This window comes from Sulfurimonas sp. (genome assembly GCF_041563035.1).
Classification (GTDB): domain Bacteria; phylum Campylobacterota; class Campylobacteria; order Campylobacterales; family Sulfurimonadaceae; genus Sulfurimonas.
Map to the genome: position 1 here is coordinate 1 of NZ_JBFFNS010000006.1, position 24,712 is coordinate 24,712.

Genomic DNA, 24,712 nt, shown 5'->3' on the forward strand with positions numbered 1-24,712 from the left:
CTTATTTGAGATGGGATGTAAAGGTCCATACTCAAATGTAAACTGTCCGACTATGAAGTTCAACGGTGGAACTAGCTGGCCTGTTCAAGCAGGTCATGGATGTATGGGTTGTGTAGAGAAGGGCTTTTTTGATAAGTTTGCAAATGAGAGAAAGTATGAAGAAGATAAAGAAGAGACCATTCAGAGTTTTGTGTCAGTAACCGATAGTCATTAAAATTTTATCATAGTTCAACAGTTTAGTTTGAAACTTAGAACAAGTTCCAAAACCTACTATTTTAGTAACAGTCTAGTTTATAGGGGACATTCCACTGAGAGAAGGATGAGCGGAGCAGCTTTAAGACTAATGAGTGGTTTTCGTAAGTGGGCTGAAAACCGCGGAGCAGTAGAACTCTCAGCAGGAGTAAATAGCGGTACAAAAATCGATAAGACAGATAAATTTCTGAGGCGGCTTGGATTTGTTCAGACGGGTGGAAATTATGCACTAGTTTTAAATCATCAAATGGAGGGAACGAGTAATGAGTAAAAATAATTTATTTCATATAAGGAGAAAAACATGAATTTAGTAATAAAAACTATTTTACTAATTTGTTTAACTTTTCTTTCTTTATGGGCCCGTGATATACCTGCGTATGTTACAGCATGGCCAAAGCAGGTACCTGTTGAAAAGCCTGACCCAATATTGGGAGATGAACTTGTATGGGAACATTGGATATACAGTGCAAGGTTTGCAAAAAGGTTTGAAGGATTTGCTTTAGAACAGGCAGACTCGGAACTTAAAGACTCTCCTATTCAAGCGATAGTTTTAAGGATATACAAAAAAAATATTTGGCTTGGAGTAAATGACAACTATCCTGAGCAGTATGTAACAGATGTAGATCTGTATTTTGATGATTCTATTAAAATCCCTTTATCAAATAAAAAATGGAAACATACTAAGTCAGATAATTATCCCAATGGCATTGAAGCAAGCTTTATGGAATTAAACCGATTAATCAAAATGATGTACAGATGCTAGAAACAGCGAAACCAATAGATGTGTACCCAAAAAAACCATACTTGGCATTTGTGGTTCCACTTGATGGTCGTTTCCGTGTTTTTGGAGGTTCATACTATCCAAATTTGCTTAAAGGAATTTCATATATACCGCTAAAAGCCAGATTAGCAAATGGAGTGGCTGTTCCTTTACAAAAAGGAGGTTCTTTATGGTTGTCGCTTTTTGGAAAAGAGTCATATAAAGAAGCAAAAATAGCTATTCGTCCGGGTGCAATGGTAGGTTATTACAATATTATGGACAAAAATTTTGAACCAGATAGTCAAGCAGTGAAAAAGGGCTTTATTCGGTTACCTGCATCTTTTACTCGTATAGCATTGCCAAAAATAGTATTAATCAAAGATTTAAACTATTGTATTTCAGAACACTATGCATTTGTAAAATACAATAAACGAGTGCATACAGAAGATAAAAAGTTTTTACAAGCGTATGCAGAAGATAAAAAGTTATTACAATGGTGTGAAGATACAAAAATAAATGGATTGATTTTTGAACCAAGAGATCATCAATTTTCTAGAGTAAAAAGAAATGGTCTTTTTGATTTTGGTTTTTAAAAGATTGACAAATATAAAGGAGAAAGACATATGAGTAACGTATTAGAGACGATGAAGTATGCAGAATTAGCTGATGCAGGTTATAGTGTGTCATCGGCGGTGTTCATTTAGGCAGTCTAATATATAATTAATTCCCTTGTTTCAGGCTTCATATACAATAATTTGTGTCACTTTATGGTCCGCCGTTGACATTTAATTTAAATAAGATACAGTTCTATGCTTCATTTAAAGTTTCTTGATACTGTTTATACCAAGATCTTGCAGCAAAATATCTGAATTTGTTAATTTTGATATTTAATTTTTTACTGCATTTGCCAAGTTTATTTTTACATCCACAAGGGCATAACTGTTTGTTTGCTACTCTTTTTTTCATTGAAAGCATTTTTAATATCTGCTTTATAGAATCTTTTCCCTTAGTAACAAATATTTTTTCATATTCATCTATGATACCTTCTTCACCATGTGCCAACTCACCAAAAACAAGCTTTTCACCATCTTGTATTTTTAATGAAACTCCATACAAATATGGAACTAAACAATACTCTACAAAGCCCTCAAGAGTTGGATTTTTACTCAATAACTGTAATAATCTTAGCGATGAACCCAAGCATAAGGTGTTATCTGGATTGATATGATATTCTTCCTTACGAGGAATTTTATTTTCTATCTCTTCAACTTCTGTAATAGCAGACGGAAAGTTATTTGCAACTTTAATTCGTATTTTATAAAAGTCCTCAACCTCTCTGTATCCATCAGTTTTAGCAGTAAAATATAATTTACCTTCAACTATCAAGCCATCATTTTTTGACGGCTTGATAGACATAGCTCTATGTTTATCTAAAAAATCTTCCAGCTTAATTTTACTCATTAAACTCATCTAAGATTTTCTCCATGGACTAGCAGTATCTTCTTTTTTAATATAATAATTACTTGAAAAAGCTGAACTAGCAGCCAATCCTAACATTGTTCCTATTTTCTCTATAGAATTTGATGATAAGCTCATTTTCTCAGATATTAAATCAGAATCAAATCCACCATTATCACTTCCAGTAATTGAAGCAAAATCTCTTCTTGCAGACTTTAGCCAAAGGTAAAAATTCTCTTCCAGTTTTAAATGAGCATATGATTTGTCATCCCATTTATCTGCAAAATTTTCTTCTGGATGTGTAGGGTTTGGTACTTTTTTACCACTTTTATTTATATATTTATCCATATTATCAAGAATATTTTTCAAGGCATCCGATAAATCTTCTTCCCCATTGTATGCTTGCCCTGCAAGGGTTGTGATAATAACTGAAATTGGTTTTGAGTCATCATTATCTTTAAACATATTATCTCGATGTCTTTTTAATAACTGTACAGCTCTTTGCAAAATTGTTTTTTGATTAAAGGCTGGCAGTTTATCAACTTGAGCCTTTTCCATTAACAATCGTGTAGCTTGATTTTTTTGCATCATTGCTTCAAACCATAACGCATATCCCTCTGGATTACTAATATTCCAATCACTATCTATTTTTGTATAGTTATCCTTGTCTGTATCAGTTATTGATACAGACTTACTTGAAATTTTTCTCGACAGATTTTCATCAGATACATAGCTTCCATAAATATCCTCATAAATCAAGTTTGAAATTGATTCATCAAGTGGGATACAAGGAACCACATCCATATGAAAGCTGAGTGAGTCTTGATATTCAAGTCTCCAACATCTTCTCTTCTCATCTTTTTTTGATTTGATTCCTCTAGCATTTCTGTAAAATTCAAGTTCTTTGCCAACAAGCTCTTTTAAGTTTTTTTGAGTGTGTGTACTTTTTGAAATACCATCTCTGATATTACAAGCTAAATCCAAATCATACTCTTCATTATTATTTAGAGGTCTTATAGCTGTTCCAAGTCTAAATGAACCTTGAGGAAATACATGTACATCGTTATCTTTAAATAGTGACTCATCTCTCCCAAACCATTCACCTAGATCTTCATATCTCTCTTTTGCTTTTTTATAAGCAGTATCAGGTAGCTCTAATAGTTCTACAATGTTTTCTAAAATAAGTGTCTCTTGTTGTTTTGTCATTTTGCTTCTCCAATAGTTATAGCTTCAATAAATTTATTGGCTTTATTATTTTGATCATAAATGATCCACTGCATATCTGATTTCGGCATTCGTACTCTTCCCAATTCAATTGCACATGATATTGGTGTTGCAGGAAAAATTTTTAGCGGTTTTTTTGAATGTTTCTCATTTATTTGAACCATGAGTTTTCTAATCTCTTTACGAAATAATGATAATTGTGCTTTTGACCTCATAAAATCATTATGTAAAAAGCCATCAGGAACTGTAACTTCCCATATATTCACATCATTACCGACAACTTCATAAATCCTATCTCTTGAGATTTTTCCACTTAATGAGAGAATAAGAACAGGCTCTTTTTCATACTCTTCATCATTTGTTACAATAAATTCAAAATTCTTAGGCTCTTCTTGCCATCGCCATGTTTTTGGTTCTCTAATTGGTTGATATGTATCTACTGATATTTTATCAGTAAATAAACTACCAAGCTTTATTAATAAAGGCATTGGAGCCATAGCAAATATTGAAAAATCAGAGGGATTATTTTCTTTGATTTTTGGTAGAAAAATTTCTCTAAAACTTACTTCTAAATTTTGTACTTCTGTTTCCCAGAAAATCTTATCCTTATCAGTAAAGGGTATACTTGTGGAAAGACTAATTGGTATATCACTCACAGGGTACTTATCTGGAAACATCGCTTGAAATGCTTGACTTTTATTTATTGGTGATTTTTCATCTCCAATATTTGCACTATATAATACAACATGCGATGTTTTATCTATAACTATGTTTGAAGCAATAAACACCCTTTGTTCATGCTCCTGCTTCCATTTTTTCAATAAATCTGCAGAATATTTGTCACCATCAATATCTTTATCTATTGTTTTATGACAGTCATGACAAAGTAACATAAGATTGTCAATGTCATTAATTTGTGTTTGATCTGCTTCTAACTCTTCACTCCAGCCCCTAGGCCCATCTTCTGAAAAAGAATATATGTGAGCTTTTTCAGAAATATTTATAGGTTCTTGAGTCACTGGAGACTTGTAAAGTATCCTATTACAACCATTAAACTGGCATCTACCAGCACTTTTTGCCCAAAGTTCTTTTTCTGCTGTTGGGTTAATGTGCCTACTTAACACTTTTTTAGCCATTAAGACTCCTTATGTAGCTAAATAGTGTTACCAAGAGTAATGAGCTTAAAAAAGTATATTGACTATATAATCATTTTATATTTATATAATCTGCAATCAACTATAATCTATTTGATCAAAAACATTATAGATTAATTGTTTAAACTTATTAGCTTAGTAACACTTAATTTATACGCATAGCGTAACCAATATAACCTGATTGCCGTCAGGTTATACGCTTATAACCATATATCATCTGTGTATTTATTTTAAATTTTATCTTTATTCCATATCAACTCCTTGTATTTAATTTCCATTGAGAATATTATCCCAGCGTAAAATTAAGTAATTTTACAAACTTTTTTAAAAGTACTTCAATAATATTACAAATTGCCATATTATTTTTTTGAACTCTTTGATGGTTTTAAGCTTGGCTTATTACCTGGAGTACTTTTATTATCTCTACGCCTTTGGTCTAGTTTGCCAGTTGATTTTGCAACAGGCTTTGGTCCTGGTTTTAATCCCATACTATTTTACCTCCCTTCAATAAATTTAAAAATAGTCAATTTTGAATAAACTATTCAAATTCAATTTCTTCTTCTGCAATATTGAATATATCAATTCTATTTTCAACATCTATTTGATTTACTAGCCAACCCTTTAGTTGAGCATTTTGAATAAATGTTTCAATTCTATTAACTCCCTTGATCTCTTTTAATGTTATCACTATACCGAATTTAAGTCCATCTCCATGCTTCTCTTCAAGCCGTTCTTTTGTTTTAAGACTAAGACCCCACAAATGATTATCGTACGCTTTCAACTCTCCATTTCTTCCAGTTAAAACTTCTCGTATATGTTTTATATTATCCCATTTTCTAAAAAACTTACGAGCATCCTCCTCCCATGTGTAATGATTAAATTCATCTATTTGATAATTATTGTTGATAGTCTTGATTTTCGTACCATTGAGTCTTCCAAAAGAAATATCAAGTTCTGTGTTGGTGTAGTCAACACCTTGATTTCTAGAGCATGCAGGAAAATAACAAAGTGTAGCTTTTGAAATAAAAGGATGTTTATCTTTAACTACAGGGACAGGTAGCTTGTAATTATATGTATTATATTTTTCAGAAATACCCTGTATAACAAATTGTATTTCGTCATCCTGACTATGCACAATATCCTTGATGTGTATAGGAACAACTCCATGCCCTACAAGTGTTGGATCACTTTGTTGTTTATCCCAAGTGGTAGCAGAGTGAACAAGGAGTGCTTTAGCAATTTCTCTACTTAATCCTAGTACATTAATCAAATATGATAGTTTTCTGGAAATCCATGGAGCTGCAAATGAAGTTCCTTTTACAAGAGCTTCTCCATTTGGAGTGCAAACTTTCATTGGATTTCTTAAATCACCACCATAATAACTAATATCAGGCTTAATAAAAAATGACAATACAGGCCCTTTTCTACTATAAGAAGAAGGTTTATTATCTTTATCTACAGAATTTACGACTATGGAATTTATTGAATCAGCAGGTGCTCCAATAGGTCTAATTACAGTTTCTCCAGAAGATAAATTTGTTCCAGCTATAACAAATATAACATCATTATCAAATTGAATCTTATCTAGAATAGCTGCTTCAGGAGATATAAAATTAGGATTTATATTGAGTTTTGAACCTAAAGATAAATTCCATACTTTAATATCTTTATTTGCAGCTACTATTTCGCTAATATTTCTTAATATAGTAAATGAGTTAAAACTATTACCACTAGCTACTCCAAAATGTCTAACTCTAAATCTACCACATCCATCATCTAAATGAGGATTAAAAGTTGGTCCATCTACAATTATAGAAGAAACTGCTGTACCGTGTTCTTTATCACTTTCAGACACAGGTATATCAATAGAGAGCATATTGGTATATTCAACCCAGTCTGAAAAATATACTCTTTCATCAAAAAGTGTATCAATCACTCCAATTATTGGCTCATTTTTCGGAGAGTCGATAGTGATAATCCCATCATCAATAAATTGAAAATCATCTTTTGTAATTTCAGAGAAATCACTAACTGCCATAGATATTAAAAACGGAGCTTTTGTCTTTAAGATTTCTAGTTCATCAGGTCTCAATAAAATAGTTGTTTCATCCATGATACGGCTAGAGAGAACACTTATTCCTATTTTTTCCAAAAGTTGTGTTGTTTTTACATCTGTTTTATATATAGTAATAATTGCATTTTGTTCAAACTTTGCATCTTCAATAGATATATCAAACTTTTCAACATAATATGCATCTACAATGACATTAAGAAAATTTGTTTTGAAAATTGTTTTATGAGTATAAGGAATCTTTTTTTGATTTATTTTATCAATTGTATCACAGTCAATTTCTCCATCAAACTGTTGATTTAAAATATTAATACTATGGGTTAATCTTTGTATCGATTCATTTAAAATATCTCGTGATACATAATGTGTAATAATATGCTTGGGAGAGGCATCAAGTGAAAACTTAGCACCTACTATAGAACTATTAGGTTTATTTGAATTCTTTCCTAAAAGAGCTTGTATCCTATTACTTTTAGCGGCAACTTTAATATAGCGTACTGAAATAAGTGCTCCAGGGAGTAGGTTTTGACCTTTCCAATACTCTCTAAGCTCTTTTAAGTTTTTCAGTAAATCTTGTAATTTTGATACATTTACAGATTGACCTGCAGGTAAATTAGGTGCACCAAATCCATCTGTTGATCTAGATGCTTGTTCAAATCTTCCTTTTAATTGTAATAGGTTATTCAATGTTACTCCTTTAACTCTCTAGAAACTTGGCTTTTTGATATTCCTGTCAAAATCTCAATTTCTCTAACAGTAAAGCCTTTATTTTGCATATATTTCAAATCCATACTTTCATCGGTTTTAGTAACATTAATATATAGTTTTTTTAAATAATCATGTTCATTGCTAGGATCACTAAATGCTATCGAAGTCTTTATAAGATTTTTAAGTTCTCCAGGATATGGTATTACATCCATGCTTTCAAGTATTTTTTTAAACAATCTGATATTTCTTCCTGTAAATTTAAATTTCTGCAACATATCATTTAAAATTGCTTCACCAACTTCAATAAGATCTTGTTTTGTATAATTGCTAAAATCAATAATAGCATCAAATCTTCTTGATAATGCCTTATCAAATGCTTTGTATAAATTAGTAGTTGCGATTAAGACAATATTATTATTTAAGCTGTCTAATCCTTTTAAAACAGAAGAAGTTGCTCTACCCATTTCTCTTAAATCATTTGAGTTCATTCTATCAATCGCTATAGAATCTATCTCATCAAAAAGAATAATAACTTTATCTGGATTTGCCACTGAAGAGATCTCCCTGAAAAGTAAGGATATATTTTTAGAAGTTTGCCCCAGTTTACTATCTATAACAGAGTCAAAATCTACTATAAATAATTCTCGTTCAAGTATTCTTGCAATTTGTTTAGCTGTTTCAGTTTTACCTGTACCAGGAGGACCTTCAAATAAAAATTTATTTACTCCAGCGTTATGTCCGATAGCATTTATCAAACCTAATATATTATCTTTTATTGAATTTGGTAATGGTAATGGATTATTTGACGTTTCAATTCTTTTAACAAATATATTTTCATTTGTATCTATTTGAGGGGAAAAAGTATTTGTATCTGATAATAAAGCCATAATATATTCAGAAAGCTGATAATCATTGCTTTTATCAAAATATTTTGCAATTTCATATGCTTCATTCCTGAAAGCATCTTCATTTTTTTCTGCATGATATTTTATTAAGTTTAATATGTTTTTTTTCTTCATTTCAATTCCCTTTCAAAAACATATTATATCTTCTTTGGGACATATAATCAATAGTTGGGACAAAAAAATAATAATTAATTTTAGAAGAACTTGAATATATTCACTCTAATCATGAGGAATGTTCCCTATAAAGTAGACAGTTTTATCTATTCAAAAACCTCTTACTTTTGGAACACGAAGCACTCATATTAGTTTTCCATGTTCCACAAAGTGTTCAAAAAGTCTAAAGGGTAGAATTTCATAAACCTTAAGGGATTATGGAACAAAATGAGTTCAAGTGCCTCGTTCATTTGAAATTTAAAATTCTATCAGTCTGACGCAAGGTTTTGAACACTTCTGACTTAAACTTTTAAAAGTAGTTGTGCTTTGTCTTTTTTAGTAAGTTTTGAAACTACTAAGTCGTATGATTCATAGATCATCTGTTTTAGTACATCGTCTTTCATAGTTCCATCTAGTATTACACTGTTCCAGTGTTTTTTATTCATATGATAACCGGGAGTTACACACTCATAAATATCACGATAACCTACAGCATCTTGGGGTAATGATTTTAGATTTATTCTAAGTGGTGACTCTTCTATAGATACCAAAGCAAACATTTTGTTCATGACCTTAAATACCATGGTCTTATCATCGAAGGGAAACTCTTTTGTTGAGGCATTTTTGGATATGAGTAGCTTTTCCAGTTTTTCTAAAGTCATTTTTTATATCCTTTTCATAGCTGAGTTCATATCTTCATAAAACTTTACATTGTCAAAGATACGTGTTTTGTTTAGTTTTAGTAGCTGAGTCCTCTCTTTTTCTTTTGCAACAATTATTACTTTTATATCATCAATCTGTAGTTTTGAGATGAGGTCTTTTAGTGTAAAGATAGCAGTAATATCCATAAATGGAACATCCAAAATGTCTATAATGACTATTTTAGTATCTAGGATAGAGTTTGTTTCACTCTCAAATGCTGTGCTTGAACCAAAGAAAAATGCACCGTTTATTCTAATGACTCTTACTTTTTTTTCTGCTAGATTATACTCTGTATCTATACCTTCATGATGATTCTCAACTAAAGTAATTTTTGCCTCTTTTGTAATTCTATATACAATAAGCAGAGATGCTAAAACTATACCTACTCCAACAGCAGTAATAAGGTCGATGAAAACTGTTATAAAAAATACGACAAGCATGACACTTAAATCATTTTTAGGAGCATCTCTCCAGATAGACAAAAACCTGTAGTCTAAGATGTCAACACCGACTTTTATAAGGATTCCCGCAAGGATAGCAAGCGGTATCTGAGATGCCAAAGGAGCTAAAAATACAACTATAGCTAAAAGGATAAGAGAGTGAGTTATCCCAGATATCTTATGTGTACCGCCGCTTTTGATGTTTATAACGGTTCTCATCGTAGCTCCGGCACCGGGAAGTGATCCTGTAAGCGCACAAAGAGCGTTACCTATACCTTGACCTATAAGCTCTTTGTTTGGCTTGTGTTTAGTGCCTGTAATCGAGTCAGCGACTATAGAAGTCAATAGTGTGTCTATCATTCCTAAAACAGCCAGAGTAAAAGCTAAAGAGATAACAGTAGTGTAGTGTTCTAAATCCATAGTCGGCATCACGAATGAAGGCAAAACTGCAGGAATCTCACCTATAGTATCTACTTTTAGGTCAAAGTAGATGCTAAGAGGAGTCAAAACCATAAGTGCTATAAGCGGAGTCGGTATGATTTTAGAAACTTTGCTTGGCGAGAAAAACATAATAAGCATAGTAGCAGTTGCAATGATAAAAGCACTGAAGTTAGCATCTGAGATATTTGACGGAAGTGTTATGAGTATATGGACAATAGACGCATCGCTTGCAAGACCTAGATATGGATTTATCTGTAGGATTATAATTATTATACCGATACCGCTCATAAAGCCAGAGATAACAGGATAGGGAATATACTGAACAAATTTCCCAATCTTAGAGATGCCAAAGAGGATTTGAAAGATACCTGCGAGTAAGATAGTCGTGACTATGAGTCCCATATCACTGTTTAAACTGATAACTGCTGCTGCAATTACTACGGTCATCGGTCCGGTCGGGCCGGATATTTGGGATGGAGTCCCACCAAAAAGTGAAGCAAAGAATCCTAAAATGATAGCACCGTATATTCCTGCAGTCGCACCCAAACCACTTGCAACACCAAAGGCAAGACCTAAAGGCAGAGCAATGACGGCAGCAGTTATTCCACCAAAAAGATTTTGCTTTATATTCACTTTCATTTGTCCAATCAATTATTTGCGGACATTATATATCTACTTGCCTTAAGAAAAATACTAAGACACTGAAATAGTGATATTTAAACTTTAATTATCGTAAATATGATAATATTGTATAAGTATCAATATTTAATTAAGTAGAGGCGCATAATGAAGAAAATCGTTATTGACCCGATTACAAGAATTGAAGGGCATTTAAGAGCTGAAGTAGAAGTTGATGATAATGGCGTCGTTCAAGAAGCCTATGTCAGCGGACAGCTTTTTCGTGGTATAGAGATTATACTAAAGGGTCGAGACCCTCGAGATGCAGGACTTATGGCAGGGCGTATATGTGGAGTCTGTACAAACTCTCACTTTAGAGGAGCAGTTTCGGCAGTTGAAGATGCTTACTCTATAGCTCTTCCTAAAAATGCAGAGATCATAAGAGACCTGATGGCAATGGCTCTTTTTATTCAAGACCATGTTGTACACTTTTACCATCTTCACTCACTTGATTTTGTGGATGTTACAAGTGCAATATCTGCAGATGCAAAACTAACCTCCAAAGAAGCTCATAAATACTCAGACAGACCATTTAGAAACTCTCACTCCCACTACGAAGCAACAATCAAAAAACTTCAAAACTTTGTAGATGCAGGAAAGCTAGGACCATTTTCAAACGGCTATTGGGGACATAGTGACTACAAGCTAACTCCTGAGCAAAACCTAGTGATGATCTCTCACTATCTAGAGGCTCTTAAATTTCAAACAAAAATATCTAAGGCTGTTGCCATCTTCGGCGGTAAGACTCCGCATCCACAAAGCATAGTAGTTGGTGGCATCACAAGCGTTGCTGATATGTTAAACCCTCAAAGACTAAATGACTATCTCTTTGTTATGAAAGAAGCAAAAGAGTTTATAGATCGTGCATATCTACCAGATGCCAAACTTCTAGCATCTGCCTACAGAGATGAGATAAAAGCCGGAGTAGGTCGTGCAAACGGTAACTTTATGTCAGTAGGTGGTTACGAGTTTGAAGGTGAACAGAGACTTTTTTGTAACGGCATCATCTATGGACATGACTTTGAAAATATTGAAGAGTTTGATGAAAGTAAAATAACTGAAGAAGTTGATCGTGCTTGGTACAAGGGAGAAGAGGTTTGTTATACAGACTTAAATGAAGACGGAAGTCTGAAGACTGATAAAAATGATGACAAATACTCTTGGATAAAAGCTCCAAGATATGACGGCAAAGTAATGGAGACTGGACCGCTTGCACGTGTGATTATCAGCTATAAAAAAGGCAATATTCTTATAAAATCTTTCGTGGATGAATTCTTGGAAGATACAGGTTTGGAGCTTATAGACCTCTCGACTACAGTCGGTAGAAACGCAGCTAGAGCTATTGAGACAGGTTATATCTGTGAGTATATCTTTAAACTGGTATCAAGACTAATCCAAAATATCAAGTATTATGATACAGATACGTGGACTAAGTATGATTTTGAAAAACTACCTAGAGATGCGAAGGGTAGAGTCTTTTTAGAAGTGCCTCGCGGTACTCTTTCTCACTTTGTAAATATCAAAGAGCAGAAGATAGATAACTACTCTGTCATAGCCCCCACAACGTGGAATGCTACACCTAAAAACTTTGATGGTGTGAGAGGTGCTTATGAAGAAGCTCTCATAGGTGTAAAGATAGAAGACACATCAAAACCGCTGGAGGTCTTAAGAGTTTTACACTCATTTGACCCATGTCTGGCCTGTGCAGTTCATATTATTGATACTAAAGGTAAAGAGCTTAGTCAGTATAAGATTAAGAGTATATGAGTGGCATGTTAAAGTTTAGTACACTACTTGAATCCGAAGAAGGTAAGATCTTTTTATTTGGTCTTATGCTATTTCTTTTTTACGTAATTAGCGTAATTAGTGTTTATCTGTTTTCTGTAGAAGATGCAAACAACCTTATAGTGATGACTGTCACAAATTTCTTTTTTGGAAGAGCTGCCGGAATATCCTATGGTTATACCGCAAAGTTTAGCGATGAAGTGATTATCTTAACAAACATGATTATTGAGTTTGTAACGGTAATGATAATCTATCCTCTGTTTGTACTAAGCTGGAAAAGGTCTGTGCGTATAGAGATGTTAAAAAGTTTTTTCACAAATGTTAAACTTCAAAGAAGAAAATATAAGGGTTTTTTCCAAAAATATGGAAAATACGGACTTTTTATATTTGTATGGTTCCCTTTTTGGATGACCGGTCCTGTCGTAGGCTCTATAATAGGTTATTTGATAGGTATAAGACACTATATAACTATGCTGATTGTACTCAGCGGAACCTCTTTAGCTATAGTTATATGGACATACTTTTTAAAAGAGATTATGTACATGTTGAATCAATTCAGCTCTAATGCCCCATATATAATATTAGGTCTGATTATAGTGATTACACTTGTCCTGAAATTTATGAAAAAAAGAACGTAGTGTGATTGTTTATATATTTTAAGATAAACAATAGAGTATAATTAATCAGAAACTATTAATTTCAAACAGGCTAGAGGAGTTTAAGATGCAGCATCTCATAGGCGAAAATTGGCATAGTATAGAGAGCGAAAAGATAGTTGAACTCTTTGAGAGTGATATTACAGACGGCTTGGGATCTCTAAGCATCAAGCACCGTGAAGAGTTCTTCGGTAAAAATGTGCTTACAGAGAAGAAACAGGACTCTTATCTCAAAAAGTTTCTTATGCAGTTTCACAACGCTCTTATTTATATACTTCTTGGTGCATCTGCTATTACCGCATTTTTACATGAATGGGTAGACAGCGGAGTGATATTTGGAGTTGTAATCATAAATGTCATCATAGGTTTTATGCAGGAGATAAAAGCACAAGAAGCCATAGAGTCTTTAAAGCAGATGATGTATACAGAAGCTGTAGTTATAAGAGACAGCAAAAAGATCACTATTGACTCTACAGACTTAGTCCCTGGAGATATAGTCTTGCTCGAGTCAGGTTCAAAGGTCCCTGCGGACATGAGACTAATCGAGATACGAGACCTTAAAGTAGATGAGTCTATGCTTACAGGTGAATCACTAGCAGTACTTAAAAATACATCAACCCACTCTGAGAACAGTATCTTAGGTGATAGAAAGAACATGACATACTCCGGAACCTATGTCACTTATGGACGGGCAAAGGGTATTGTTGTGGATACAGCCGATCATACTGAGCTTGGAAAGATTGCACACCTTATAGAAAATACAACCGAGATGCAGACACCCCTTACAAAAAAGATAGCAGAGTTTTCAAAAGTCCTTCTCTATGTAATACTCGCCCTTGCTGCTTTTACATTTATAGTCGGAGTGTTAAGAGACAAAAGTGCTGTTGAGACATTTATGGCTTCAGTTGCTCTTGCCGTTGGTGCTATCCCTGAGGGCTTACCCGCAGCAGTTACTATTACGCTTGCTATCGGTGTCAGTCGTATGGCAAGTAAAAATGCCATCATCAGAAAACTGCCTGCAGTTGAGACACTTGGCAGTGTGACGACTATTTGCTCAGACAAGACAGGAACTCTGACTCAAAACAAGATGACAGTTACAAATATCTTTTGCGGAGGTGAGTCTTATGAGGTTACAGGAAACGGTTATGAGCCAAAAGGTGACATTTTTAAAGATGGGAAAAAGCTTGACTCTTGTAACAACAATCTAAATGAAGTATTAAAAGCTGGTTACCTTTGTAATGAGTCATATCTGGTGAGAAAAGATGGAAATTATGATATAAGCGGTGACCCTACCGAGGGTGCATTGATAGTTAGTTCCATAAAGTGCGGCTGGGATGAGCATAAGCTAAACAAGTCATATCCGAGAGTTGATATATTGCCGTTTGAATCTGATAGACAGTTTATGGCTACCATTAACACAGATGTAAATAGTAATGAAAATTATATCTATCTAAAAGGCTCGATAGAAGTACTTTTAGATGTATGTGATTTAGAGTATATAGACTCAAAGACTCTTAAGATAGATAAAGAGCATATACTGCAAAAGGTAGAAGAGTATGCATCTGAGGGTTTAAGAGTTCTGGCAATTGCTAAAAAAATCACAAACAAAGATACAATCGAAGAAGATGAGATAAAAGAAGGGTTTGTCTTTTTAGGTCTTCAGGCTATGATGGATCCACCGAGACCTGAAGCTATAGAAGCTGTGAAAGAGTCTAAGGACGCGGGTATAAATATCATCATGATTACCGGAGACCATGTACTTACAGCATTTTCCATTGCTAAGATGATGTCTATAGTAGATAAAGATGCTAAGTTTGAAGACTCTGTTCTTATAGGAAATGATCTTGTAAACCTCACAGATGATGAGCTTATCCAAAAGGTAGCGACTGTAAAAGTATTTGCAAGGGTTGAGCCTGAACAAAAACTCCGCATAGTAGATGCTCTTCAAGCCAGAGGAGAGATAGTGGCTATGACTGGAGACGGGGTAAATGATGCACCTGCCCTTAAACAGGCAGATATCGGTATAGCCATGGGCGAGGGCGGTACAGAGGTTGCAAAAGAAGCATCTGATATGATTCTCAGTGATGATAACTTCCGCTCAATTGCACACGCTGTAAAAGAGGGCAGGATAGTCTTTGATAATCTGATAAAGTTTATCACATGGACTCTTCCGACTAACCTTGGTGAAGGTTTGGTAATCTTAGTGGCCATAGTCCTTGGTCTTACACTTCCTATACTTCCACTACAAATTCTCTGGATAAACATGTCAACGGCTATTTTTTTAGGTCTGATGCTGGTTTTTGAATCTGGTGAAGACTATATCATGAAACGAGCACCCAGAGATCCAAAAATACCAATTCTTACTAAAGAGATAATAAGCCAGATGCTAGTGGTTGGTGTCTATATGCTCGTTGCATCGTATGGTATGTTTAACTATGCACTCGCAAACGGTCACAGCATAGAGTATGCAAGAACCGTTGCGGTAAATATCTTTGTCTTTATAGAACTTTTTTACCTCTTTAACTGTAAAGAGCTACAACAGTCAGTTTTTAAAACAAATATTTTCAACAACCGTTTTTTACTTGTAGGAGTTACATTGATGACTCTTATTCAGATAGCTTTTACACATACCGAGTTTATGAACAGGATATTTAAAAGTGAGTCTTTAGATTTGTGGACTTGGGTAGAGATCATAGTTATTTCATTCTCTGTAATGTTTGTGGTAGAGATAAAAAGATATATAGATACTCTTAGGAGAGCCTAGACTTCGAACTTTCATTTCGTTTTTTACGTTTACTTTGAAGTCGTTTGCTAATATCTCTTATTTTATCTATATCTTCATCATGCATGGAAACTTTGGTGTCTTCAATACTCTCACCGGTCTTGATGTTTAGCATGTCAGATTTTTTCATGGCTAGAATTTGTGAAGGAAATACACTACGATGTCCAGTCATTAAAAAACTGATTACTACTGAGATAGCTGCATAGTGTGCTACTTCTATACCAAAAAGCTCCATTGCCATAATAGTTGCTGCAATAGGCGAGTTTGTTGTTCCTGCAAGAACACTAACAAAACCAAGAGCAGCAAAAAATGCTATATGGTCACCCATAAAAGTTCCAAACAAATTACCGCTAGTCGCACCGATGTAAAAGATAGGAGTAACCACTCCTCCGCTTCCGCCAAGAGCCAAAGTTACAGAAGTAAATATTGTTTTTAATATAAATGCATACCAAGGAATATCTTTAACTAAAGATTGGTCTGGTGTAAGCGCGTTATCTATTGTCGCAAGACCTAAACCAAAGTATTGATCTCCAACTACAAATGAAAGTAAAACTAAAATAGTACCACCCAGAAAAGCTTTGATGTAAATATTTAGAGATATTTTTTTGATTGTTCTATGTGCACGTTTTATAAAAGTTATGGTGAAGTCAGAGATAAAACCGAAAAATAGTCCTGCTAACACAACTTTGAGTATAAGAGGAAAATCAAGTGCTATACGTTGATGAAAATTTATATCAAAATACGTATATTCTATTCCTAAATATTGTGCGGTTGTAAATGCTGCAAAACCTGCAATAAAAGATGGGAGAAGTACCTCGTAACGGATTAAGCCGATTATAAGAACTTCAACTCCAAAGATAGCACCCGCAATCGGTGTACCAAATACAGATGCAAAACCGGCACCGATACCGCAGATAACTAGCTTTTTACGGTCTTCTTTAGAAAAACGAAAAAGGTCTGATACAAAAGATGCCATACCAGCACCGATCTGTGCTCCGGGACCTTCTTTACCAACTGAGCCACCTGAAAAAATTGTCATAACGGTAGCAAGTAGTTTGATAGGGATTACAGCAAGTTCAATCTTTCCATGTTTTTTATGAACTGCCTCAATAACTTTTTCTGTACCGTGACCTTTTGCATCCGGAGCAAACTTCGTTACTACCCAAACCGTTGCAACAAGTGCAAATGGAAGTAGATAATAGTGTGGAAATGGTAATGAATCTTGATTTTGTTCTGAATATTGTAAGATTTTTAAAAATAGTGTAACACTAGCTCCAATTATCACCCCGATAATAGAAGATAAGAGAAGCCATTTAGTAACACTGATAAAGATAGTTGTTTGTTCGATAGTATGTTTTTTCATATACTATGTATTGTACATCAATTAATTCAATTATTGTAACTTTATATCAAAATTCGTGCAAGTCTAAATTAATACATCTCTCTATCACTTTTTTTCAGCCATAGGTCAAAGAGCTCAGCATTCTCTTTGTGATCAATTTGCTTAAAAACTAAATCACTGTTTTGAGATTCTAGCATCTCATAAAAACGCTTGTCATCAAAACCACCATATGCAGCATCTGCCTCAGTAGCACCAAAGTACACAGTTGGGATTCTTGCCCAAAATATAGCTCCTAGACACATAGGACATGGTTTACATGTTGTGTATAGTATACAGCCTGATAGGTCAAATGTATTGAGAAGTTTACTTGCTTTTCTTATGGCACTTACTTCAGCATGAGCTGTTGGGTCGTTGCTTTTCAGTACTTCATTATGAGCTTTAGAGATTATTTTGTCATCTTTAACAATAACTGCACCAAAAGGTCCGCCTTCATTTGCGAGCATTCCCTTTGTAGCTTCATTATAAGCTATTTTCATCCATTTATTCATAGTATGATTATACCGAAATTAATATTATTGAAATTTATGTAAAAAGAGGTTAAAGAGAGACTAGAGTTCAAAACTCTTTTTCATATGAATTTTGATATCTTCTAGTTTAAGTTCTTTATTTACAAAGAGTTCATTCGCTAAAACACCTTGTCCTAGAAGCATGTCAGCCCCATCTTTGAAAGTGATGTTTTTTTCTTGTGCCAGGCGAAGAAATGGTGTAAGTTTTCCGTATATTGCATCTGCTACAAATGAAGTGTTAGCTAAAGCATCTTCTATGATCTCTTTTGGAGCAGGAAGCTCTTCATCTTTTAGTCCTGCACTTGTTGTATTTACAACTAAGTCGTATTTTTTTGTAGAGTAACTATCCCAGTTTGAAGTCTCACAACCAATCTCTTTAAAATAAGAGAGTCTGCCTTCACTTCTATTTAAAACAGATACTTTGATGCCGTCTTGCATAAATCTAGATGCTAGTGCTTTTGCAGTTCCACCAGCTCCGAGAATAAGTACATTTTCTACTTTACCAAATTCTTCTATGGCATACATAAATCCATCAGCATCTGTGTTGTAGCCTATAAGTTTTCCGTTTTCATTTATGAGAGTGTTAACAACACCTACGGTCTTCGCAAAACCTCTAACTTCATCACAGGCTTTATACGCTTCTTCTTTATGAGGAACAGTTACATTTGCACCGCTAAGACCAAGAGAGAAAAAAGTCTCTTTTAGTTTTGAACCATCAAGAAGATGAACTCTAGTGTAACAAGCTTTATAGTTTAGGTTTTTAAATACGCAGTTATGCATAAGAGGAGAGCGAGAGTGTGACACTGGGTCACCAAAGATTGCGAAGAGTTTCATCTAGTCTAAATCTTCTAGTGAGTGAACAAGTGCACCGAGTTTATTTTTTACTTCTAGGTACTCCAGTTCGTTTTGGCTGTCAGCAACAACACCTGCACCGGCTTGAAGTACTACTTTGTCATCTTTAACCATGGCTGTACGTATAGTTATCGCAGTATCCATGTTACCGTCAAAACCGAAGTAACCGATACTTCCGCTGTAGAAACCGCGTTTGATGCCTTCAAACTCAGCTATAAGCTCCATAGCACGTATCTTTGGAGCTCCAGTCATTGTCCCGGCTGTAAATGTTGCCATGAAAAGGTCAAACATATCTTTGCCATCATCAAGCTCGGCTGTAACATCTGATACTATGTGCATAACATGAGAGAAACGCTCGATATGCATCATATCTTCAACTTTTACAGTTCCCGTTTTAGCAACACGACTTACATCGTTTCTACCAAGATCTATAAGCATTAGATGCTCTGCTAACTCTTTAGGGTCTGCTAATAGTTCTTCTTCAAGCTCTTTATCTCTATGTTTGTTCTTACCTCTTTTTCTAGTTCCTGCAATAGGACGAAGAAGAAGTTCACCTTCACTTAGTCTAACCATAACTTCTGGAGAACTTCCAACTATGTTAAAATCATCGTATTCCAATAAAAACATATATGGAGAAGGGTTTTTAGTTCGCAGTATACGGTAGAAACTAAAAGGATCAACTTTGATCTTTCTGGTAAAACGGTTTGTCATCAAAATCTGAAAAACATCACCGCTTCTAATCATCTCTTTAGAGTCTTCTATCATCTTAAAAAATTTCTCTTTAGAGTGAGCAAAGCTTCCCTTATCCGAACCGATATTCTTTTTCATATGAACATATTCGTAAGGGCTTTTTAGCGTTTTTTCAATAGAATCAAATCTATAATTCATCTCTTTGAGGGTACTTACAAGAGTGATCTGATGATTTTTATGCGAGTAAACTAAAATCAGCTTGGGCAGCATTAGGTCTAAATCTGGAGTATCTAGCTCATCCTCTAAGTTGTCCATACTTGAACCAAGTTTAGGCTCAAACACTTTAACCATATCGTAGCCGATATAACCTATAAAACCATCTACATAACCTATCTTTAGCTCAGTAGTAGCTTCTTTGTATTTAGTTGTATCTATATTTTTGTAGTACTCTTTTAAAAAAGTAAAAGGGTTTTCTTCTTTTTTGTGTTGTACGCCCTCAGCATCTGTGTAGATAGTCTCATCATTTATGTACTGAAGTCTTTCTCTTGCTCCAATACAGATGAAACTATAGTTTCCATCACTCTGTCCTGCACTCTCAAGAAGGTGAGAAATTTCACCTTTGAACATACTTTTTAGTTTGGAATAAACGGCAATAGGTGCTAATTGGTCGAGTATAAATTGCTTAGAATATATCATTATAGTTTAATTAGAAAAGCACCGGCTTCAATGTTACTTCTTATATTTCTTAAAGCAGCTCTTGCTTCTTTTTCTGTGTAAAAAGGTCCAACTAAAACTTTATTTAGAGTTTTAGAGTTGTTAGTTACTTTATGGAACTTATATCTGTACCCTTGGCTCAAAATAGAATCTAGAAATTTTTTGTTTGGTGCATATTTTGAAAAAGAACCAACTTGAACAAAGTATGCTGCTGCATTTGAAGATTCAGCTTGCGGAGCTTCTTTTTTAACTGAAGATACTTTTTTAGGTTCTGGTTTTGGTGTAGCTTTAACTACTTTTGCTGTCTCTTTAGGTTTAGTAACTTGCTTACTTTCTTGAGACTCTTGCTTTAATCTTTGAGCTATTTCATCTAAATTATCGTTGTTTTTAGAGTTTTCTTCGACAACTTGAACCTCTTCAAATAGTGGTTCTTCTTTAGGTTCTGGGATTGATTTAGCTTCTTCTTGAGGAAGTGGAATCGGTTGTGGTAAGTTGTCTTTAGCATCTGGAGTCAGAGTGCTCATAAGCATCACAACAATGATTAAAATTACTCCAAGTGTTGCTACTGCTAAAACAATTTTTTTGTTGCCACCAGTAGAACCACCTCTATTTAAAATAATATCGTTTAATTCATTTTTCTCAGTCATAAAATCCCCTTTTTAGTTTATTAGCACTTATAATACCAAAATTTTGTAATTATTTACATGTGTTTAGACCAAGAAGCTCCACGCTCCTTAGCATAAACTTCGTATGGTAATGTTAAAATATTATACTCGTCAGGCATATCAGCGTTTGGAAACATTTTCCACTGCTTAGGTTGTTTGGCTGCTAACTTCATAGAAATCATCTTGCCAAGTTGTATAGCTTCTTGTAGAGTTGTATGACCTTTATGAATATATACATGAAGGTGACCCTCTGTTTTAGTCTTATAAGCTGTAAAGTTTATGTAACCCTCTTCACGAAGAAGAAGTTGAGCTTTGTGGTAAAATCTCTCTGGATCTCTACCGTTATAGTCGATTACAATATTTTCAACTTTGTTACGGCTGTTAACAATTGAGTGAGCAATAGTAATCTCACCTTTTATATGTTGGTTTATAATTGACTGCGTCAAAGGAGCATTTACTTTTTCAAACTTATTGTAAAAGGTGCGACCTTTAAATGTTAGTTTTTCCACTACTGTATCACGTTTTATCCAATAGTGATCACTTACCATTTTAATAAGTTTTAAATCCATCGCAGTCATTTTTTTACCTTAATATGTTGGTTGATTATAAATTACAAAGTTTTGAGCTAAAGCTTTCAGTTCTTCTTTAATACTGGCTTGAAGTTCAGTGTTGTTAATATCGTCAAGAACATCTGCCATCTTATTAGCTATTAACTCAAACTCTTTTTCTTTCATACCACGAGATGTAAGTGCAGGAGAACCTACACGAATTCCAGAAGTTATAAATGGACTTCTAGTCTCACCAGGTACAGTATTTTTATTGATAGTTATACCAGCATTACCAAGAGCAATGTCTGCGTCTTTACCAGAAATATCAGTACCTACAAAAGATACTAGTATTAAGTGATTATCTGTTCCGCCAGAAACTACATTATATCCACGTTTCATCATAACTTCACCAAGTACTTTAGCATTTGCTTTTACTTGTCTAGCATACTCTTTCCACTCTGGAGATAGGTTGTATTTAAAACCAACAGCTTTTGCAGCGATAACGTGAACAAGCGGTCCGCCTTGAAGTGCAGGGAAGATAGCTGAGTTCATTTTCTTAGCAATATCTTCATCATTAGTCATAATCATACCACCTCTTGGACCAGCAAGAGTCTTATGTGTTGTAGTAGTTACAACATCAGCATATGGGAATGGACTAGGGTGTTCACCAGCAGCAACTAAACCAGCGATGTGAGCGATATCAGCAAATAAAATTGCACCAACAGCATCAGCGATCTCACGGAATTTTTTGAAGTCTATCTCACGAGCGTAAGCAGAAGCACCACATACGATGATTTTAGGTTTAGTAATCTGAGCAATGTCCATTACTCTATCATAGTTTATACGGCCATCAAGCTCAACACCATAAGTAAATGAGTGGTAGTTTTGACCTGAAAAACTTGGCTTTGAACCGTGAGTAAGGTGACCACCATGACTTAAATCCATACCTAAAAGTTTGTCACCGGCTTTTAATAGACCAGCATATACAGCAGCATTTGCTTGAGAACCAGAGTGAGGTTGTACATTTGCATAATTACATCCAAAAAGTTCACATGCTCTGTCAATTGCTAATTGCTCAACGCCATCAGCATATTCACAACCACCATAATAACGTTTCGCAGGGTAACCTTCAGCATATTTATTTGTAAAAACTGAACCCATAGCTTCCATAACAGCAGGAAGTGTAAAGTTCTCAGATGCAATCATCTCTAAGTGGTCAGTTTGACGCTCTAACTCTTTTTCGCATAGCTCAAATATTTCACTATCGTACTCTTTTAAAAAACTCATGTTACAAAATTCCTTGTAAATTAAATATGGCGATTATACAAAAAATATGATAATAAAAGACTGAATGATAATTTGAATGAAATTATTCACTTTTTGTAGACTATTTTAACCTTTAATATTATTGTATGTTGTCTGGTATGCTATAATATGAGACAGATATAAATCAAAGAGATAAAGTGCGGTATTTTAAATGACTATTTTACGTAAAAAATTTATAAAATCGCTTGGTGCTGTTTCCTTGCAGCGAAAGCTATTTATGTTTATTGTTCTCGCTTTGTCTTTGATAATAGTTGCTGGTGGCACGTTTATATATAAGCTAGTTAACGATACTTTTATGCAATCAGAGAACACACATATTGAAATAATTGCTGAATCTTTAACCCCTAGAGTAAGTGTATGGTATTTTATAAATAATCAGGCAGATAGCTCCGAGATGGATGAGTTCTTAAAAAATATGCTTATTGCCTATAAGCTTGAGTATATAGCTTTTAAGGATAAGAACGGATTACTTGTGTCTGAGAGTAAGACACCAGAATACATAGCAGGAGATTCATACAATATAGAGTATAAAAAAGATGTCTACAGCCCGGAAAATGATCTTTCTAAAAATAATATGGGTACCCTTGAAATTGTTAATAGTAATTATATGTTGAAAGAACTCTCTGCGAAATACACCACAGCCGGAGTCCTTTTTGCCATAATATTGACTCTGTATTTCTATTTGGAAATGCGATTATTAAAGGGCTTGTTAATGCCGTTGAGCAGGATTGCAACAGAGATCAAAGGCTATATGCCAGGTGATAAGCTTGTTTTTAAATCATTCACATTAAACAAAGATGATGTTATATTTGAGATTGTAAATGGGTTTAAGCAAATGCAGCAAAATATTGATGATGCAATGAGAGAAAAAGCCATCGAAGAAGAAAATAACAAAGCTAAAGATGCTTTTTTACTTAAGCAATCACGATTTATTGAAATGGGAACGATGATAAGTAACATCTCTCATCAATGGAAACAGCCTCTTAATGTAGTTGAACTATGTATGACTGATTTAACAATCAAAAATATGATGGGAGAAATAGATTCCAAGTATCAGGAAAAACTTTTTAAAGAAATTCACAATCAGGTAGTTTTTATGTCAAAAACAATTGATGTGTTTAAAAATTTTCTTAGTGAAGATCATAATGAAAAAAATATTGAAATATTTTCCATTGAAAGAGCTATAACAGAAAGTTTACAGTTACTAGATAGCATGTTTGACAATAAAAAGATATCTATTGTAATGAATCTTGATAAATCATCTGTTGCATATGGATCTATAAGCGAAATAGAACAGGCTATATTGATTATATTGCATAATGCTGTAGATGCTATAACAAACAGCAATAAAGAGAATGGCAGAATAACTATAGAGTGTATGGTTGAAAATGAAAATAACATCATTAAAATTCATGATAACGGCGGAGGATTTGATTCTAATATTGTCGATAAAATATTTGATGCATACTTCACCACTAAGCATCCATCGCAAGGAACCGGACTTGGACTTTTTATAACGAAGACAATTGTCGAGATAAAATTTAACGGCACCATAGAAGCATCTAGCTCCAAAGAAGGTGCACTTTTCGTGATTAGAATCCCTTTAGCAAAGAAAGAAGAAAAAAAATATTTAGCCTCTTGAAGCTTTTTTAGCTTTTTTTTCTTCTCTTTTTTCTTTTAAAGTTTTAGTTGCTGCTGTTTTAGCAGATTTCTGAACATCCTTACCTTTTGCCATAATAATCTCCTTAATTTAAGATATTGCATCCATTGTATCGTAATTATTTATTAATAAGGAAAGTTAATGAAAGTATTGTATTTGTGTCTGTTTTGGATGGAAAAA

General features: G+C 34.1%; 22 protein-coding genes and 1 pseudogene. 8 read left to right on the top strand and 15 right to left on the bottom strand.

Annotation, left to right across the window (positions count from 1 at the left end; translation table 11 throughout):
• The 4 genes and pseudogenes from ABZC13_RS05800 to ABZC13_RS05815 all read left to right on the top strand — a co-directional run.
• Positions 1 to 154 (top strand): annotated as a pseudogene (locus ABZC13_RS05800) (oxidoreductase); the annotation flags it as partial.
• Positions 155 to 343: 189 nt separating this feature from the next.
• Positions 344 to 523, top strand: a complete 180-nt coding sequence (locus tag ABZC13_RS05805) for a hypothetical protein (protein WP_373001267.1) — start codon at positions 344 to 346, stop codon at positions 521 to 523.
• Between the two features lie 30 nt (positions 524 to 553).
• Positions 554 to 1,015, top strand: a complete 462-nt coding sequence (locus tag ABZC13_RS05810) for a hypothetical protein (RefSeq protein WP_373001269.1) — start codon at positions 554 to 556, stop codon at positions 1,013 to 1,015.
• On the top strand, positions 1,009 to 1,605 hold the full coding sequence (locus tag ABZC13_RS05815; RefSeq protein WP_373001271.1) for a hypothetical protein: 597 nt from the start codon (positions 1,009 to 1,011) through the stop codon (positions 1,603 to 1,605). Before ABZC13_RS05810 ends, ABZC13_RS05815 begins: the two co-directional genes overlap by 7 nt.
• A 214-nt stretch (positions 1,606 to 1,819) precedes the next feature.
• Here the strand turns inward: ABZC13_RS05815 and ABZC13_RS05820 are convergent, their stop codons facing one another.
• From ABZC13_RS05820 to ABZC13_RS05855, 8 genes are all read right to left on the bottom strand, one after another.
• Entirely contained in the window at positions 1,820 to 2,482 is a 663-nt protein-coding gene (locus ABZC13_RS05820) for a hypothetical protein (protein WP_373001273.1), read from the bottom strand.
• Complete coding sequence (locus ABZC13_RS05825; protein WP_373001275.1) at positions 2,483 to 3,676, bottom strand: nucleotidyltransferase; 1,194 nt, start codon at positions 3,674 to 3,676, stop codon at positions 2,483 to 2,485.
• Positions 3,673 to 4,830, bottom strand: coding sequence for an SAVED domain-containing protein (locus tag ABZC13_RS05830; protein WP_373001278.1), 1,158 nt, complete (start codon positions 4,828 to 4,830; stop codon positions 3,673 to 3,675). Before ABZC13_RS05830 ends, ABZC13_RS05825 begins: the two co-directional genes overlap by 4 nt.
• A 377-nt stretch (positions 4,831 to 5,207) precedes the next feature.
• Positions 5,208 to 5,336 (bottom strand): hypothetical protein, encoded by a 129-nt coding sequence (locus ABZC13_RS05835; protein ID WP_373001280.1) that lies wholly within the window; start codon positions 5,334 to 5,336, stop codon positions 5,208 to 5,210.
• Between the two features lie 50 nt (positions 5,337 to 5,386).
• Positions 5,387 to 7,606 carry a S8 family peptidase gene (locus tag ABZC13_RS05840; RefSeq protein ID WP_373001282.1) on the bottom strand — a complete coding sequence of 740 codons (2,220 nt, stop codon included), beginning with the start codon at positions 7,604 to 7,606 and terminating at the stop codon, positions 5,387 to 5,389.
• Positions 7,607 to 7,608: 2 nt separating this feature from the next.
• Positions 7,609 to 8,646, bottom strand: a complete 1,038-nt coding sequence (locus ABZC13_RS05845) for an AAA family ATPase (RefSeq protein ID WP_373001284.1) — start codon at positions 8,644 to 8,646, stop codon at positions 7,609 to 7,611.
• 341 nt (positions 8,647 to 8,987) lie between these two features.
• Complete coding sequence (locus ABZC13_RS05850; protein WP_373001286.1) at positions 8,988 to 9,347, bottom strand: MmcQ/YjbR family DNA-binding protein; 360 nt, start codon at positions 9,345 to 9,347, stop codon at positions 8,988 to 8,990.
• Between the two features lie 3 nt (positions 9,348 to 9,350).
• Positions 9,351 to 10,907, bottom strand: a complete 1,557-nt coding sequence (locus tag ABZC13_RS05855; protein ID WP_373001288.1) for a SulP family inorganic anion transporter — start codon at positions 10,905 to 10,907, stop codon at positions 9,351 to 9,353.
• Between the two features lie 147 nt (positions 10,908 to 11,054).
• On the opposite strand from ABZC13_RS05855, the gene ABZC13_RS05860 reads away from it, so the two are divergent.
• The 3 genes from ABZC13_RS05860 to ABZC13_RS05870 all read left to right on the top strand — a co-directional run bounded on the left by ABZC13_RS05860 (position 11,055) and on the right by ABZC13_RS05870 (position 16,151).
• Complete coding sequence (locus ABZC13_RS05860; RefSeq protein ID WP_373001290.1) at positions 11,055 to 12,713, top strand: nickel-dependent hydrogenase large subunit; 1,659 nt, start codon at positions 11,055 to 11,057, stop codon at positions 12,711 to 12,713.
• 5 nt (positions 12,714 to 12,718) lie between these two features.
• The gene (locus ABZC13_RS05865; protein WP_373001292.1) at positions 12,719 to 13,369 is read left to right on the top strand and encodes a small multi-drug export protein; all 651 of its coding nucleotides are present in this window, start codon (positions 12,719 to 12,721) and stop codon (positions 13,367 to 13,369) included.
• Positions 13,370 to 13,454: 85 nt separating this feature from the next.
• Positions 13,455 to 16,151, top strand: coding sequence for a cation-transporting P-type ATPase (locus ABZC13_RS05870; protein WP_373001294.1), 2,697 nt, complete (start codon positions 13,455 to 13,457; stop codon positions 16,149 to 16,151).
• On the opposite strand, the gene ABZC13_RS05875 is transcribed toward ABZC13_RS05870, so the two are convergent.
• The 7 genes from ABZC13_RS05875 to ABZC13_RS05905 all read right to left on the bottom strand — a co-directional run bounded on the left by ABZC13_RS05875 (position 16,138) and on the right by ABZC13_RS05905 (position 22,833).
• The gene (locus ABZC13_RS05875; protein ID WP_373001296.1) at positions 16,138 to 17,532 is read right to left on the bottom strand and encodes a chloride channel protein; all 1,395 of its coding nucleotides are present in this window, start codon (positions 17,530 to 17,532) and stop codon (positions 16,138 to 16,140) included. The genes ABZC13_RS05870 and ABZC13_RS05875 overlap by 14 nt on opposite strands.
• A 68-nt stretch (positions 17,533 to 17,600) precedes the next feature.
• Positions 17,601 to 18,047, bottom strand: a complete 447-nt coding sequence (locus tag ABZC13_RS05880; RefSeq protein WP_373001298.1) for a nucleoside deaminase — start codon at positions 18,045 to 18,047, stop codon at positions 17,601 to 17,603.
• A 72-nt stretch (positions 18,048 to 18,119) separates the two neighbouring features.
• Complete coding sequence (locus ABZC13_RS05885; RefSeq protein WP_373001300.1) at positions 18,120 to 18,911, bottom strand: shikimate dehydrogenase; 792 nt, start codon at positions 18,909 to 18,911, stop codon at positions 18,120 to 18,122.
• Entirely contained in the window at positions 18,912 to 20,315 is a 1,404-nt protein-coding gene (locus ABZC13_RS05890; protein ID WP_373001302.1) for an anthranilate synthase component I family protein, read from the bottom strand.
• Complete coding sequence (locus tag ABZC13_RS05895; protein ID WP_373001303.1) at positions 20,315 to 20,980, bottom strand: SPOR domain-containing protein; 666 nt, start codon at positions 20,978 to 20,980, stop codon at positions 20,315 to 20,317. The genes ABZC13_RS05890 and ABZC13_RS05895 overlap by 1 nt, the downstream gene beginning before the upstream one ends.
• 53 nt (positions 20,981 to 21,033) lie before the next feature.
• On the bottom strand, positions 21,034 to 21,576 hold the full coding sequence (locus ABZC13_RS05900; protein ID WP_373001305.1) for a DUF1882 domain-containing protein: 543 nt from the start codon (positions 21,574 to 21,576) through the stop codon (positions 21,034 to 21,036).
• A 9-nt stretch (positions 21,577 to 21,585) separates the two neighbouring features.
• A complete protein-coding gene (locus tag ABZC13_RS05905) occupies positions 21,586 to 22,833 on the bottom strand; it encodes a serine hydroxymethyltransferase (protein WP_373001307.1) in 1,248 nt (415 codons plus the stop codon).
• A gap of 190 nt (positions 22,834 to 23,023) precedes the next feature.
• Between ABZC13_RS05905 and ABZC13_RS05910 the strand changes: the two genes are divergently transcribed.
• Complete coding sequence (locus ABZC13_RS05910; protein ID WP_373001309.1) at positions 23,024 to 24,514, top strand: sensor histidine kinase; 1,491 nt, start codon at positions 23,024 to 23,026, stop codon at positions 24,512 to 24,514.
• The last annotated feature ends 198 nt before the right edge of the window (positions 24,515 to 24,712 follow it).